Raw genomic sequence first — 13739 nt, forward strand, 5'->3', positions numbered from 1 at the left:
TCCGCGCCAATGACCCGCGCCCGTCTCATCAATCTGCTCTGCGCCGCTATTGGCGCCGTGGCGATCCTGATCTCGATCGTTTTTCTGGAACGCGAGCGGGCTGGCATTGAACGCACGGTACTTGCAATCGGACCCACGCCCGCCACGCTCTATAACGGCTCGGCTGAAGCCCCCACGGTCATCATTGCCCATGGTTTCGCAGGCTCGCGCCAGCTGATGGACGCCTACGCCCTGACCCTCGCCCGCGCGGGCTACCGGGTGCTGAGCTACGATGTCGAAGGGCACGGGCGCCATCCCGAACCCATGGGCGGCGATGTCACGCGCCTAGATGGTACTACCGCGCTTTTGGTTGCCCAAACCCGCACGGTCGTCGACCACGCCCGCACCCTGCCCGGCTTCACGGGCGAGCTGGCCCTTCTGGGCCACTCAATGGCCACTGACGTAATCATCCGGGCCGCGCTGCAGGACGGCGATGTCGATGCGCTGGTGGCAGTCTCATCGTTTTCCGGCGCGGTCACGGCGTCAGAGCCTGACATGCTGCTGACAATTTCCGGCGGGACGGAGACGCGCTTGCGTGCGGAGGCTCTGCGCACGGCCCGGCTTGTCGACCCTCAGGCGATCGAAGGCGAAACGGTCGCTGCCTCCGGTACTACCCGCCGCACGGCGGTGGCACCCTATGTTGGACATATCGGCGTGCTCTATGCTCCCACCGCTTTGCGCGAGGCGAATGCCTGGCTCGACACCGCATTCGGCCGGTCTAGCAACACGCAGCCAGTGACAATCGGCCCGTGGATCCTCGCACTACTGGGCGGCGCGGTGCTTCTCTTCCGCCCTCTCGCAAGCCTTTTGCCGCTAACCGAACGCGCTGCACCTCTCCCGACCCGGCGCTTCCTGATCGCGACCCTGGCACCGATGCTCGCCGCTCCGCTCCTGGCAATGCTGGTCTACACTCCGTTTCTCCCAGTCCTCGTGGCAGACTACCTGCTGATCCACCTCGCGCTTCTGGGCATCCTGCAGCTTGTGCTTCTGCGCCCGAGCTTGCCGCGCCCGTCGCTCGCAGGCATAGCGCTCTTGGTGGTCTGGGGTATTGCCGTTTTCGGCCTGCTGCTGGACCGCTATGCCGCCAGTTTCGTGCCCACGGAGGGTCGCCTTTTCATCGTGGCCATGCTGGCGCTCGGCACCATCCCCGCCATGGTCGCCGATGCGAGCCTCAGCGCCGCCGGTCATGCGCCACTGTGGCGGCGCGTGGTGCTGCGGCTGGCCTTCCTAATCTCGCTCGCGATCCCTGCGCTTCTCGACCCCGAAGGCCTCGGCTTCATCCTGATCACCTTCCCTGTGCTGATCCTGTTCTTCGCGGTCCACGGCTTGATGGGTCGCTGGGTGGCCCGTCGCGCCGGGGCCACGACAGCAGGGCTTGGGCTGGGTCTGATCCTGGCCTGGGCCATCGGCGTAAGCTTCCCGATGTTCGCCGCCTAATCCCGCGCGGCGTCGAGGTGTTTGCGCAGGCGCTCCAGCACAGGTAGCACCTGCGCCAAATCATCGGCGGTGACGACATCACGGAGCTGCGCGAAATCCGGGCCCATGCCAGTGATCGCGGCGTCGCGCACCGAACGGCCAGCCTCTTGCAGCCAGACCTGCTTGGACCGGGCGTCATCGGGATTGGGGCGCATCTTCACCAGACCGTGCTTCTCCAGCCCGGCAAGCGTATGCGTCATAGAGGTCTTGGGCACCTGAAACGCCCGTGCCAGCTGCAGCGGCGTCCGCCCATCACCCACCCGGATCAGGTGGTTGAGCACCGCGAAATGCGGCGCAATCAAACCCTTGGGCAGCTGCGCCTCCAAGAAGGCGCGGCTGAGTTGTTCCAGGATGCCGATCTCATTGAACAGGCGAAAGTAGTCGGCGTCGTTGCGGTCAGGCATTCCTCAGGCGGGTCTCCAGCGGCCAGCGCGGCGTGCGTGGCGTCTGCGCACCGTAGCCCAACAGCCCCAGCATTTGAACCGTCTCGCCGCCTGGGGCGAACTCGGTGTGAATGGCCTCGAAAACCTCGGCCATCTCCTCGTATTCCTGAAGCGCCTGACTGACCGGACGCAATGCCAGCCCTGCACCCGTCGCCGCCAGATTGAGCCGCAGCCACCGGGCACCGGTCTCGATCTGGTCGGTCCGACTGTTGCCCGCACTGCTCTGAACAACAAAGGCAGGTGTGCCGAGGATCGCGGCCCGCGTATCCTCGATCGCGCCCTTCGTGCCCGGATTGTTAGGGTCCGCCGCCGCCTCGCGGGTGAAGACCCCCGCCAGCGCCAACGATTCCAGGAACGGGCCGCCTGCGTCGATCCCGTCGGGCTGCGCGTTGATCTCCGCCTTGCCGATCCGCAGCAGATCGATGCTTTCCTGCCATGCATCGGCGGTCGTGGCCTCGATCATCCATGCCTGCTCCGCGATCTCGCGCAGCCGGTCGGCCTGTGCTCCGCCAAGATAAAGCGTCCCGTAGGGCGCAAGCGGCGCCGCGGCCTCTGCCGTGACAGGTGTCGGATCAAACGCTTCCTTGTGACTGCGCCGCTCCATCACATGGGCAAACAACGGGTCTTTTTGCGCGCCCGGAACAAGACGGCAACTCGCGACCGGACCATCTTCGCCGTCCGGAAACAGATCCATCTTCATCGTGAGTCCCGCCTCGGCCGCGGCCATGCGCGTCAGCTCCAGAAAGCAGCCCATCCCGATGGTCAACTGCCGCGCAAACGGATCGGTGACCGGCAGGTCCCGCTCCGGATCACGCCAAACGTTGAACGCGTCCTCGCCCACCAGCTCCACCTCCCACGGCTGGCGGTTGTGGGGGTTCGGCGCAAGCAGGCCATAGGACAGCGCGCGCAGGCGCGGATCACTGGCAGCCCCCGCCTGATCCCAGGGCGCAAGTGCCTTGTGGGGCGTGCGGGTGGCGAGGAAACCGCCTGCGGCAGCGCTGGCGGCGAACAGGGTTCCGCCCCCGATCAGGGCGAGTGTTTTTCTGCGAGAGAGGGTCATGTCGATCTCCAATATAATTCGATATCGCACCAATATAGTTCGATATCGGATCAATCAAGAAAAAACAGCTCATTGACTCGAAAACTGCCAAATTGGTAATGAGACCTAACCAATATCGCCCGTCAGGACTGAGAAATGCCCAAAATCACCGAGATCGAGGATCTGAAACGCATCTACAAGCGGCGCACGCCGAAGATGTTTTATGATTATTGCGAAAGCGGCAGCTGGACCGAGCAGACCTTTCGCGAGAATTCCTCCGATTTCGACCTGATCAAACTGCGCCAGCGCGTGGCGGTGAACATGGAAGGCCGCACGACCAAATCGCAGATGATCGGTCGCGATGTGGCGATGCCAGTGGCCTTGGCCCCTGTCGGCTCGACCGGCATGCAGCACGCCGACGGCGAGATCCTGGCGGCCAAGGCGGCCGAGAATTTCGGCGTGCCCTTCACCCTGTCGACGATGTCTGTCTGTTCGATCGAGGACGTGGCCGAGAACACCACCGCCCCCTTCTGGTTCCAGCTCTACGTGATGCGCGATGAGAAATTCGTCGACAACCTTCTGGCCCGCGCCAAGGCTGCCGAGTGCGACGCGCTGGTGCTGACGCTCGATCTGCAAATCCTCGGCCAGCGCCACAAGGACATCAAGAACGGCCTTTCGGTGCCGATCAAACTCGCGCCGCACACGATACTCGATCTGATGACCAAGTGGCGGTGGGGGCTGCAGATGCTGGGTACGCATCGCCGCAGCTTCCGCAATATTGTGGGCCATGCGCAGGACGTGGACGATATCTCCAGCCTGCATTCCTGGACCGCCCAGCAATTCGACCCGCGGCTCAACTGGGACACGGTCATGGAATACCGTCGCAAGTGGGACGGCAAGATGGTCCTGAAGGGCATCCTCGACGCCGACGACGCCAAGCAGGCGCTCAACATTGGCGCAGATGCCATCATCGTCTCCAACCATGGCGGACGGCAGCTTGATGGCGCGATGTCGTCAATCAAAGCGCTGCCCTCGATCCTGGAGGCCGTGGGCGACAAGATCGAAGTGCATCTCGACAGCGGCATCCGCTCCGGCCAGGACGTGCTCAAGGCGCTCGCCATGGGCGCGCATGGCACCTATATCGGCCGCGCCTTCGTCTACGGTCTCGGCGCTATGGGCCAGAAGGGCGTCGAAGAAGCCTTGCGCGTCATCCACACGGAGCTCGACACAACCATGGCGCTCTGCGGCGAGCGGGACGTGCACAACCTCGACAAACACAACCTGCTAGTCCCACGGGATTTCTACGGCGACTGGGCCTAGTCGCTCTTTCTTTGTTCGGCAAATACGGCGGGGGTTTGGGGGCTGGCCCCCAATAAGGAATGGCGTGCGCGGAACGCGCTCCGCTGGATCACGGCCCGCGACGCCGGATCTCCAGGGCCAGCGGGATCAGCGCCAGCAACAGCACCCCAATGGCCGCGAAAGCCACGCGCAAGCCGAAGCCTTCTGAGATCACGCCCATCGCCGCCGGCGCCAGGAAGAAACCGAAGAACCCCATGACCGCCGCGCGCGAGATGGCCTTGGTGCGGACATGCGGCGGCACCATGCGGCCCACCAGCGCCAACCCGATCGGCCCGATAGCCGAGACACCCAGGCCCATCATCCCGAAGCCCGCATAGGCCACCCAGGTCACCTGCGCCAGCGCCACGAAACTGACGCCCATCACCGCAAGTGCGCAGCCCGCGAAGATCACTGCCAGATCGCTCATCCGCTCTGACACCGCCTGGCCGCCGAAGCGCCCCACAGCCATCGTAATCCCCAGCATCGCGGGTCCCAAGGCGCCCTCGGCTGCGCGCCCGCCCAAGGTGCGTTCGATATGTAAGGCAGACCAGGCTTCAACGGAGGCTTCGGTCATGAAAGCGACAAGCACTATCGCGCCGCATAGCAGGACAACACCGTAAGGAAAGCCGTCCGCCCCCTCCGGCGCTTCGTCGACCGGCGCGGGCGCCATGCGCATCCGCCATGCGAAGGACAGGACAAGACCGCCGATGACAAGAAACACGGCCACCGGCGGCAGCGCCGCCTCCCGCGCGAGCCCGGTGCCCAGCGCCGCGCAGGCATAGGCCACGGAGAACACACCGTGGTTGGCGTTCATCAACGGGCGCGCGTGGGCTGTCTCCAGCTCTGACACCCTTGCATTCATGATCACGTCCAGCATCCCCGACGCCATCCCGCAAAAGATCATCGCAACGAAGAAGCCAAGTGGTGTCACCACCAGCCCCGGCGCAAGAAACGCCGCGGCGAGCGCCACAGCCGCGACCACCATTGACCACTGCCCCATTGCGCGGTCCAGCGCCGGGGCCAGCACCATCGTGGTCAGCAAGCCGATCGAGGTGCCCAGCAGCAGCAACCCGAACTGTGCGTCACTCGCTCCGATCCGCGCCTTCAGCTCCGGCACAAGCGTCGCCAAGCCGCCCCAGTAGAGGCCGACAACAACGAAGCCCAGGGCAGGCGTTCGGGACAGGGCAAGGGCGGTGCGCACGGACATGGAATCCGCGCTATACCTGATCCTGCACGCTCACAACGAAAAACGCGCCAAACCCCCTTCCCAACCTCACGATTCCCCCCTATACGGCACCCTTCACGCGGCCCGACACCCTTGGAGGCAGCCGCTTAACTTTGAAAAGGAATATAGTCATGGCTGGTGAGATCCCTGATCTTGAAGTCGAGGCACGTGCGGGGACGGGCAAGGGGGCCGCTCGCACAGCACGCCGTAACGGCATGGTGCCCGGAGTTGTCTACGGTGGCGGGGCAGACCCCCTGCCCATCCAGATCCCCTTCAACGCGCTCCTGAAGCGCCTGAAGGCAGGGCGCTTCATGTCGACCCTGCAGAACATGAAGATGGAAGGCCAGGACGATGTCCGCGTGATCTGCCGCAACGTGCAGCGCGACGTGGTCAAGGACCTGCCGACCCATGTGGACTTCATGCGCCTGCGCCGCACCACGAAAATCAACCTGTATATCCCGGTTGAAGTCGTGGGCGAAGAGGTCTCCCCGGGTCTGAAAAAGGGCGGCGTTCTGTCCATGATCCGCCCCGAGGTGGAGTTGGTCGTGACGGCGGGCGATATCCCAGATCACATCACCATCGACATCTCCGAGCTGGAGATCGGCGAGAACGTATCGATCTCGTCCGTGAACCTGCCCGCGGGCGCCAAGCCCACCATCGACCGCGACTTCGTGATCGCCAACATCTCTGCCCCGTCGGGCCTGAAGTCTCAGGACGATGACGCCGAGGATGATGCACCCGAGGAAGTCGAAGTCATCGGCGAGGAAAAAGAGGGCGACGAGGAATAATCCTCCCCCTTTTGCCATTAAAATCTTCGAAAACGCGAGCAGGCTTGTCCCGCTCGCGTTTTTCTTTGCCCAAAGGCTCCGTGCCGCCGCGACGCGCTGGCCCCGCGCGTCCTGGCGGGGTAAAACGCCCCCATGAAACTCTTTGTAGGCCTCGGAAATCCCGGCGCGAAATACGCGCACAACCGTCACAATATCGGCTTCATGGCCGTGGACCGCATCGCGGAGGATCACGGCTTCGCCCCGTGGCGTGCAAAGTTTCAGGGGGAGGTGACCGAAGGCCGCTTGGGTCACGAGAAGGTATTGCTCCTTAAGCCCACAACTTTCATGAACCTGTCGGGCCAATCCGTGCAGGCAGCGATGAGCTTCTACAAGCTCGACAGCACCGACGTGACCGTCTTCCATGACGAGATTGACCTCGCACCCGCCAAGACACGCCACAAGCGGGGCGGCGGCCATGCGGGTCATAACGGGCTACGCTCGATCCATCAGCATATCGGGCCGCATTACGACCGGGTGCGCTTGGGCGTCGGCCATCCCGGCCACAAGGACCGCGTCCCGGCCTATGTGCTGGGCGATTTTGCCAAGGCCGATCAAGACTGGCTCGATGATGTGCTGCGCGGGGTGTCTGACGGAGCGCCACACCTGGCAGAGGATGACCCTGCCAAGTTTCTCAATGCCGTCGCGCTGCGGGTGAACCCGCCCCGCTCGTCCGACAAGCCCAAGGCCAAACCCGGCCCGGAGCCAAAGCCGGAGCCCGCCCCGGACGCCCGCTCTCCCCTCCAAAAACTGCTCGATCGGTTCAACTGAATGCGACCCTTGATCAAATGGGCCCTGCGCCTTCTCGCCCTCGTTGTCGTCGTCTCGCTTGTCACTGGCTTTTGGAAACGCGAGGAGCTGACCCGCTTGATGGCGGTCAATTCGCTCTTCGCCGAAGACAAGATCGTCGGCAACTTTTCGAACATGAACAAGGCGTTCCTGTGGACGGAGATGGAGATCCCCGACGCCGAACCGTCCCCCTTGCCCAATGGACCCGAAGCCACTTTGCCAGCCGAGACCGCAGACTGGATCAAGGCGCGCAGCGTCACGTCGCTCGTGGTTCTGAGGGACGGGAAGGTCGTGCATGAAAGCTACTATCTTGGCACCGAACCGGACGACCGCCGTATTTCATGGTCCATCGCCAAAAGCTACCTTTCGGCGCTGTTTGGCGTCGTTCTCGACGAGGGTGCGATCGACAGTCTCGATGATCCGGTCACCAAATATGCGCCTAGCCTCGCGGGCACGGCCTACGCGGACGCGACGATCCGGAACGTGCTGCAGATGTCCTCCGGCGTGACGTTCAACGAGGACTATCTCGACAAGAGTTCCGACATCAATCGCATGGGCCGCGTGCTGGCCCTTGGCGGCACGATGGATGGCTTCACCGAAGAGCTGACAGACAGTTTCGCGCCCCCCGGCGAGGCCTGGAAATACGTCTCCATCGACACCCATGTGCTGTCCATGGTGATACGCGGCGCAACGGGCCGCTCAATTCCTGATCTGATGGCCGAGAAGATCATGGGTCCGATGGGGTTGGAGCAGCCGCCCTACTACCTCACAGACGGCGTCGGCGTAGCCTTCGTACTGGGCGGGCTGAACCTGACGACGCGTGACTATGCCCGGATGGGGCAGATGTTTTTGCAGGACGGTGCGCTGAACGGCCAACAGATCGTGCCACGCGATTGGGTCGCCGCGTCGACCGTGCCGTCCGCGAAGACCGCGCCGGGCAAGCTGCAATATGGCTACCAATGGTGGATGCCCAAGGACGCGCGGCCGGGCGAGCTGATAGCACAGGGCGTTTACGGCCAATTCGTCTTCATCGACCGCGAGGCGGGTGTCGTCATCGCGACCACCGGGGCGGACCGGAAGTTCAAGGAGACAGGCGTGCATGACAGCAACATCGCCATGTTCCGCGCCATTGTCGCGGCGGTGCGATGAGCCGTCTGGCAGAAGCCCTGCGCGATCAAGCCGTGCATTGCGAGGCGCTTGGCTCACCCTTCATGGCGCGTCTGCTGGGCTTGCTTGCCGAGCGCCTGACGCCCGAAGGTGCGGTGCGCGAACGTCTGTTTGCATGGGAAGGCGATCTGTCGCCACAAGGCCATTCCGTGCCGTTGCGCTTGTGCGGCGCGCTGCATGCATTGAAGATGCGTGACCCCGACGGGGCCTTGGCAGCGGTTTATCCGCCGAATAGCGCGTCTGACGACGCGCTCTGGGCCGCTGTTGATGCAACTTTTAAGGACGACGAAGCATTTCTGATGTCCTTCTTGGACAGCCCGCCGCAGACAAACGAGGTGCGCCGCTCCGTGGCGATCATCCCCGCCGCCATGGTGGCGCTGTCGAAGTTTAATCTGCCGCTTACCCTGTCCGAGCTTGGCGCGAGCGCCGGGCTGAACCTGAACTTCGACCGCTACGCGCTGTCGCTAAACGGCACGAGCTTCGGGGCGCCTGACCCTGCCCTTACGCTTGCACCGGATTGGAACGGGCCCTTGCCACCGCGCCGCGAGATCCGTGTCATCGACAGAGCGGGCGTCGATCTGAACCCGCTTACCGGCCCCGATGATCCCGCGCGCCTGCGCGCCTATCTCTGGCCGGATCAGCCGGAGCGGCTGGCGCTCACCGACGCGGCGCTCGATCTGCCGACGCCCGACATCCACCGTGGCGACGCGGCAGATTGGCTGGAAGCGCGATTGGCGCAGCCGTGGACAGGTCTGCATTTTCTGTTCCACACCATCGCGTGGCAATACTTCCCACCGGACGTGCAAGAACGATGCGCGCGCGCCATCGCGACCACAGGGGAGCGCGCGACGCGGGATCAGCCACTGGCGTGGTTCGCAATGGAAAATGACAATGGCGCAGCCGGGCGTGGGGCGGCGATGACCTTGCGGCTCTGGCCCGGCGCGCTAGTTTTTGATTTGGGTCGGGCGGATTTCCACGGCCGCTGGATCGACTGGACATATGAGGGCTGAGACATGGAACGTGAGCCATCCCTGAACGTGCTTGGCGGCACGTTGGAGACCTGCTCCAACGATCCCGTCACGGGCTTTTTCCGCAACGGGTGCTGCGATACCGGTCCGATGGATCAGGGCTCGCACACCGTCTGCGCCGTCATGACGGCGGAGTTTCTGGCCCTGTCGAAGTACCTTGGCAACGATCTGTCCACGCCGCGCCCCGAATTCGGCTTCGCTGGCCTGAACCCTGGCGATCAATGGTGCCTGTGCGCGGGTCGTTTTCTGCAGGCCCATGACGAAGGGGCGGCCCCGAAAGTGCGCCTCTCCTCGACCCATCAACGCGCGCTGGATATCGTGCCGCTGGACGTGTTGGCGCAATATGCACTGGATGCGGCCTAGCTCTTTGCGTCGGCCTTGTCGTAGGCCTCGATGATGCGGGCCACCAGCGGGTGGCGCACCACGTCCTTGGCGGTGAAGTAGTTGAACGACACGCCTTTGACGCCCTTGATCAGCTCTTCCGCCTCGCGCAGCCCGGACTGAACCCCGCGCGGCAGGTCCACCTGGGACCGGTCGCCGGTGATCACCATGCGGGAACCCTGCCCCAGCCGGGTCAGAAACATCTTCATCTGCATGGTCGTGGCATTCTGCGCCTCGTCGAGCACGACAAACGCATTGCTGAGCGTGCGTCCGCGCATGAAAGCCAACGGTGCAATCTCGATGCGCTTCTCTTCGATCAGCTTGGCGGTCTGTTTTCCCGGCAGAAAGTCATTCAGCGCGTCGTAGAGCGGCTGCATATACGGATCGACCTTGTCCTTCATGTCGCCCGGCAGATAGCCCAGTTTCTCGCCCGCCTCGACCGCGGGGCGGGACAGGATGATGCGGTCGACTTTGCCAGAGATGAACAAGGAGACGCCCACAGCGACCGCCAGATATGTCTTGCCGGTGCCCGCGGGGCCAATGCCGAAGGCCAGCTCGTTCTTATAGAGGGACGTCACATAGTCCTTCTGCGCTTCGGTGCGCGGTTCAACTGTTTTCTTGCGCGTCTTGATCTCGACAGCGCCGCCCTTGAACATCTCGATCTGGTCGCCATCGCGCGCACCCGTCCCCTCGCCGGACCGGCCCATGCGGATCTCGGCCTCGATATCGGCCATCTCGACGGGCTTGCCCGTTTCCAGCCGATGGTAGAGCGCCTCGAGCACTGTCGCGGCTTTGTCGGCCGCCTCGCCCATGACGGCCAGCTGGTTGCCGCGCCGCACGATCTGGACACCCAGAACCTGCTCGATCTGGGCGAGGTTGCGGTCAAACTCGCCGCACAGATCAATCAACAATCGGTTGTCGGGAAACTCCAGCAAAACTTCTGCCGGGGTGGCTTGTTCAGGGGTCAGGGTCAGGTCGCTGGCGGCCAATTGGCTCTCCTTAGTGAATCCTTGGGATCAGGCTGCATGAGGGGCATGGGGCGTGCAAGAGCGGATCGGGTTCGCGCACGAAAAAAGGCCACCCGCGCGGGTGGCCTTTGGAATTTTGCGTCAGACGAAAGCACTTAGATCGGGTCGTTGACGTCGCGCGAGCCGCGGTAGTTGCCCGTCGCGTAGCCCGGAGGGGCCGCACCGGAGCAAACCGGCTTGCCGTTGCGGTCCAAACGCTGGGACAGGTAGCCTTCAATGCCGTCGTCGATGATCCAGTGGTCGCAGCCGCGCGGGTCGACCCAGATACCGGCCTCAAGCTGGCTAAGGTCCTTGGTGCCGCGCCCGAACAGGCCGTTGCCGTAGTCGCGGGTCTTGTCGCCGCTGTTACGCTCGCCGGTGATGTCACAGGCGGCCAGCGCTCCCAGGGCCATGGTGGCGATGAGTACGTTGCTCAGTTTCATGTCATCGTCCCCTTAGCGGATACACTGGATTTCGACGCGACGGTTGGCAGCTTTGCCGGCCGCCGTGCGGTTGGAGGCCTTGGGGATGCGCTCCCCATAGCCGCGTGTCGCCGACACCCGTGCGCCAACCGAGCGGGCCACTGCAGCAACCGCGCGGGCGCGGGCCTCAGAAAGCCGGATATTGTACTCGTCGCTGGCGCGGCTGTCGGTGTGGCCTTCGATGATGTAGGCCGTCGCACCCGCAGATTGAAAAAACTGCTGCAACCGCTTCTTATTGGCGGAACTGATGTGCGCTCTATTCGTGGCAAAGAGTTGGTCCGAGTTCATCACGGCGCAGGTGTTGCCGCGGCGGCAGACCGGCTTGCCATCCCGGGTCACGTGGGGAGTCATAAACCCCTCGAAGCCGTCGTCCATCACCCAGTGCTCGCACCCATCGGGGTCGACCCAGATTGTCGGGATGTAGCGTTCCGCGCGCACCGTGGTGCGGCGCACGATCTTGCCGTTGGTCACCGTGCCCTGGCTGAAGCCATCCTCGGTGTACACGTAGGTCTGCTGCGCCTGTGCACCTGCGATCGATGCCGCAAGTGCCAGAGCAGCCACAACTCCCCCGCCCAATACGGAACGCAGACTCCTGGTAAGTTTGAGTGTCACTGCCCTAGTCCTCTTGCCTGTTAAATTCGTTTCTCAGCCGCTCCGTGCCTTGCCTCAATGCCGGAGCAGTCATCTATATTTGCGCCATGCTAGCAAACTTCAGTGTAAATTAAAGAAGAAATTACCATATATAGTTGCCTATCCGGCAACAAACTGCGCTTTTTCCGCCATTTCAGGGGGTAAGTCTGTTGAAAACCTGTGGGCAACATGTCCGCTTTGGCTCTCCGGCGGCTGGGAGGCCGCACATATTCAAACTGGTTTTACCCGCAGCAGGCCTCGTGCCCGGTGTTATAAGCCGTTCATTGAACGCGCATCACCCGCGGCATCGTAGGTCAGTCAAGCAGGTCCCTGAGGCTCTCTAACTCGGGCCCTAACGGGTGATCAGGGTCTAAGATCATTTCGTCCAGTCGCGCCCTCACCGCGGCGGTTTCGGCGTTAGTAAATGGGCTGAGACGCTGGGACGACTCCGTCAAGCTCGGATCGAGCCTTAGCAGTTTTTCCGCCCATGGCGACGAGTAGCTCCGCAAGCGCAAAAGACTTGCGGCCCATTCCGGGTAGCCGTCAGATCAGAACGCCCTTGAGGGAGTTGGACGCGCTCGCTTCGATCCGCACCCGCTGCACCGTGCCGATCATCTCCACCGGCGCGTCGCAGTGGACCGCGTGCAGGTAGTCCGATTTGCCGACCAGCTGGCCCCCGTGGCGGCCTTCCTTCTCGAACAGAACACCCACCTCTCTGCCGACCATGTTTTCCTGCGCAGCTTTCTGCTGCTCGGTCAGCAGTGCCTGCAGCTTGTGCAGCCGGGCGGTGGCGACATCGTCGGAAACCGGGTCCTTTTCTGCCGCGGGCGTCCCGGGCCGGGCGGAGTATTTGAAGCTGTAGGCCTGCGCGTAGTTCACCTGGCGCACCAGCTCCATCGTGTCCTCGAAATCCTGCTCGGTCTCGCCGGGGAAGCCCACGATAAAGTCACCCGACAGGGCCAGATCAGGGCGCGCAGCGCGAATACGCTCGATCAGCGCAATGTAGCTCGCGCCCGTGTGCTTGCGGTTCATCGCCTTCAGGATCGTGTCGGAGCCGGACTGCACCGGAAGGTGCAGATAGGGCATCAGCTTGGCGCAAGTCCCGTGGGCCGCGATCAGGTCGTCGTCCATGTCGTTCGGGTGCGAGGTGGTGAAGCGGATGCGCGCCAACCCCTCGATCTCGTCCAGCGCCCAGATCAGGCGCGCCAGCGACCACGTGCCGTCCGGGCCTTCGCCATGGTAGGCGTTGACGTTCTGACCCAAGAGCGTGATCTCGCGCACTCCGCGCTCCACCAGTGCGCGCGCCTCGGCCAGCAGCCGCTCCGGCGGGCGGGACACTTCGGCCCCGCGTGTATACGGCACCACGCAAAAGGCGCAGAACTTGTCGCAGCCTTCCTGCACCGTCAGAAACGCCGATGGCCGCGCCTTGGTCACCCGCTTCGGCAGGTGGTCGAACTTGTCTTCTTCGGGGAAATCCGTGTCCAGCGCGGGTACGCCCTGATCCACCTGATCCATCATAGCCGGCAGGCGATGATAGGTCTGCGGGCCCACCACAAGGTCCACCATCGGCTGACGGCGCATGATCTCGCCGCCCTCTGCCTGGGCCACACAGCCCGCCACGCCGATCTTCAGGTCCGGCTTGTCCTCCTTCAGCGGCTTCATCCGCCCCAGATCAGAGTACAGTTTCTCGGCGGCTTTCTCCCGGATGTGGCAGGTGTTGAGCAGGATCATATCCGCCTCGTCCATTTCGGTCGTGGTATCGTAACCCTTGGCGCCCAGCGCTTCGGCCATGCGCTCGCTGTCATAGACATTCATTTGGCAGCCATAGGTCTTGATAAAGAGCTTCTTTACGTCGGACATGATAAACCTAA

14 protein-coding genes are annotated in these 13739 nt (G+C 63.4%); 7 read left to right on the forward strand and 7 right to left on the reverse strand.

What is annotated here, in order from left to right; all coding sequences use genetic code 11:
- Nucleotides 1-9: 9 nt before the first annotated feature.
- A complete protein-coding gene (locus tag C8N43_RS17470; RefSeq protein WP_107847019.1) occupies nt 10-1476 on the forward strand; it encodes an alpha/beta hydrolase in 1467 nt (488 codons plus the stop codon).
- Here C8N43_RS17470 and C8N43_RS17475 read toward each other — a convergent pair.
- On the reverse strand, nt 1473-1919 hold the full coding sequence (locus tag C8N43_RS17475; RefSeq protein WP_107847020.1) for a MarR family winged helix-turn-helix transcriptional regulator: 447 nt from the start codon (nt 1917-1919) through the stop codon (nt 1473-1475). The genes C8N43_RS17470 and C8N43_RS17475 overlap by 4 nt on opposite strands.
- Nucleotides 1912-3018, reverse strand: a complete 1107-nt coding sequence (locus C8N43_RS17480) for an Acg family FMN-binding oxidoreductase (RefSeq protein WP_107847021.1) — start codon at nt 3016-3018, stop codon at nt 1912-1914. The genes C8N43_RS17475 and C8N43_RS17480 overlap by 8 nt, the downstream gene beginning before the upstream one ends.
- A 135-nt stretch (nt 3019-3153) precedes the next feature.
- Here C8N43_RS17480 and C8N43_RS17485 point away from each other — a divergent pair, with 135 nt between their 5' ends.
- Entirely contained in the window at nt 3154-4317 is a 1164-nt protein-coding gene (locus tag C8N43_RS17485; RefSeq protein ID WP_107847022.1) for an alpha-hydroxy acid oxidase, read from the forward strand.
- Nucleotides 4318-4405: 88 nt separating this feature from the next.
- On the opposite strand, the gene C8N43_RS17490 is transcribed toward C8N43_RS17485, so the two are convergent.
- Nucleotides 4406-5542, reverse strand: coding sequence for an MFS transporter (locus C8N43_RS17490; protein ID WP_107847023.1), 1137 nt, complete (start codon nt 5540-5542; stop codon nt 4406-4408).
- Nucleotides 5543-5691: 149 nt separating this feature from the next.
- Here C8N43_RS17490 and C8N43_RS17495 point away from each other — a divergent pair, with 149 nt between their 5' ends.
- From C8N43_RS17495 to C8N43_RS17515, 5 genes are all read left to right on the forward strand, one after another.
- Nucleotides 5692-6348, forward strand: a complete 657-nt coding sequence (locus C8N43_RS17495; RefSeq protein WP_107847024.1) for a 50S ribosomal protein L25/general stress protein Ctc — start codon at nt 5692-5694, stop codon at nt 6346-6348.
- A 132-nt stretch (nt 6349-6480) separates the two neighbouring features.
- The gene (gene pth, locus C8N43_RS17500) at nt 6481-7155 is read left to right on the forward strand and encodes an aminoacyl-tRNA hydrolase (protein ID WP_107847025.1); all 675 of its coding nucleotides are present in this window, start codon (nt 6481-6483) and stop codon (nt 7153-7155) included.
- Nucleotides 7156-8322, forward strand: coding sequence for a serine hydrolase domain-containing protein (locus C8N43_RS17505; RefSeq protein WP_107847026.1), 1167 nt, complete (start codon nt 7156-7158; stop codon nt 8320-8322).
- Nucleotides 8319-9350, forward strand: coding sequence for a DUF2332 domain-containing protein (locus C8N43_RS17510; RefSeq protein ID WP_107847027.1), 1032 nt, complete (start codon nt 8319-8321; stop codon nt 9348-9350). Before C8N43_RS17505 ends, C8N43_RS17510 begins: the two co-directional genes overlap by 4 nt.
- Before the next feature lie 3 nt (nt 9351-9353).
- Entirely contained in the window at nt 9354-9731 is a 378-nt protein-coding gene (locus C8N43_RS17515; protein WP_107847028.1) for a DUF2237 family protein, read from the forward strand.
- On the opposite strand, the gene C8N43_RS17520 is transcribed toward C8N43_RS17515, so the two are convergent.
- The 4 genes from C8N43_RS17520 to miaB form a co-directional block, all read right to left on the reverse strand.
- Complete coding sequence (locus C8N43_RS17520) at nt 9728-10738, reverse strand: PhoH family protein (RefSeq protein WP_107847029.1); 1011 nt, start codon at nt 10736-10738, stop codon at nt 9728-9730. The genes C8N43_RS17515 and C8N43_RS17520 overlap by 4 nt on opposite strands.
- A gap of 134 nt (nt 10739-10872) precedes the next feature.
- Nucleotides 10873-11199 carry a hypothetical protein gene (locus C8N43_RS17525; RefSeq protein WP_107847030.1) on the reverse strand — a complete coding sequence of 109 codons (327 nt, stop codon included), beginning with the start codon at nt 11197-11199 and terminating at the stop codon, nt 10873-10875.
- 12 nt (nt 11200-11211) lie between these two features.
- On the reverse strand, nt 11212-11814 hold the full coding sequence (locus tag C8N43_RS17530) for an OmpA family protein (protein WP_425437090.1): 603 nt from the start codon (nt 11812-11814) through the stop codon (nt 11212-11214).
- Between the two features lie 597 nt (nt 11815-12411).
- Nucleotides 12412-13728, reverse strand: a complete 1317-nt coding sequence (miaB, locus tag C8N43_RS17535; protein WP_107847031.1) for a tRNA (N6-isopentenyl adenosine(37)-C2)-methylthiotransferase MiaB — start codon at nt 13726-13728, stop codon at nt 12412-12414.
- Between the last annotated feature and the right edge of the window lie 11 nt (nt 13729-13739).

The sequence above is a fragment of the Litoreibacter ponti genome (assembly GCF_003054285.1).
GTDB classification, from domain to species: Bacteria; Pseudomonadota; Alphaproteobacteria; order Rhodobacterales; family Rhodobacteraceae; genus Litoreibacter; species Litoreibacter ponti.

What these genes read in the sequence shown, in the direction of transcription:
- C8N43_RS17495 (WP_107847024.1), top strand. Translation starts at nt 5,692, where the DNA reads ATGGCTGGTGAGATCCCTGATCTTGAAGTCGAGGCACGTGCGGGGACG.
- C8N43_RS17525 (WP_107847030.1), bottom strand. Translation starts at nt 11,199, where the DNA reads ATGAAACTGAGCAACGTACTCATCGCCACCATGGCCCTGGGAGCGCTG.
- C8N43_RS17510 (WP_107847027.1), top strand. Translation starts at nt 8,319, where the DNA reads ATGAGCCGTCTGGCAGAAGCCCTGCGCGATCAAGCCGTGCATTGCGAG.
- C8N43_RS17480 (WP_107847021.1), bottom strand. Translation starts at nt 3,018, where the DNA reads ATGACCCTCTCTCGCAGAAAAACACTCGCCCTGATCGGGGGCGGAACC.
- miaB (WP_107847031.1), bottom strand. Translation starts at nt 13,728, where the DNA reads ATGTCCGACGTAAAGAAGCTCTTTATCAAGACCTATGGCTGCCAAATG.
- C8N43_RS17490 (WP_107847023.1), bottom strand. Translation starts at nt 5,542, where the DNA reads ATGTCCGTGCGCACCGCCCTTGCCCTGTCCCGAACGCCTGCCCTGGGC.
- pth (WP_107847025.1), top strand. Translation starts at nt 6,481, where the DNA reads ATGAAACTCTTTGTAGGCCTCGGAAATCCCGGCGCGAAATACGCGCAC.
- C8N43_RS17515 (WP_107847028.1), top strand. Translation starts at nt 9,354, where the DNA reads ATGGAACGTGAGCCATCCCTGAACGTGCTTGGCGGCACGTTGGAGACC.
- C8N43_RS17485 (WP_107847022.1), top strand. Translation starts at nt 3,154, where the DNA reads ATGCCCAAAATCACCGAGATCGAGGATCTGAAACGCATCTACAAGCGG.
- C8N43_RS17505 (WP_107847026.1), top strand. Translation starts at nt 7,156, where the DNA reads ATGCGACCCTTGATCAAATGGGCCCTGCGCCTTCTCGCCCTCGTTGTC.
- C8N43_RS17475 (WP_107847020.1), bottom strand. Translation starts at nt 1,919, where the DNA reads ATGCCTGACCGCAACGACGCCGACTACTTTCGCCTGTTCAATGAGATC.
- C8N43_RS17470 (WP_107847019.1), top strand. Translation starts at nt 10, where the DNA reads ATGACCCGCGCCCGTCTCATCAATCTGCTCTGCGCCGCTATTGGCGCC.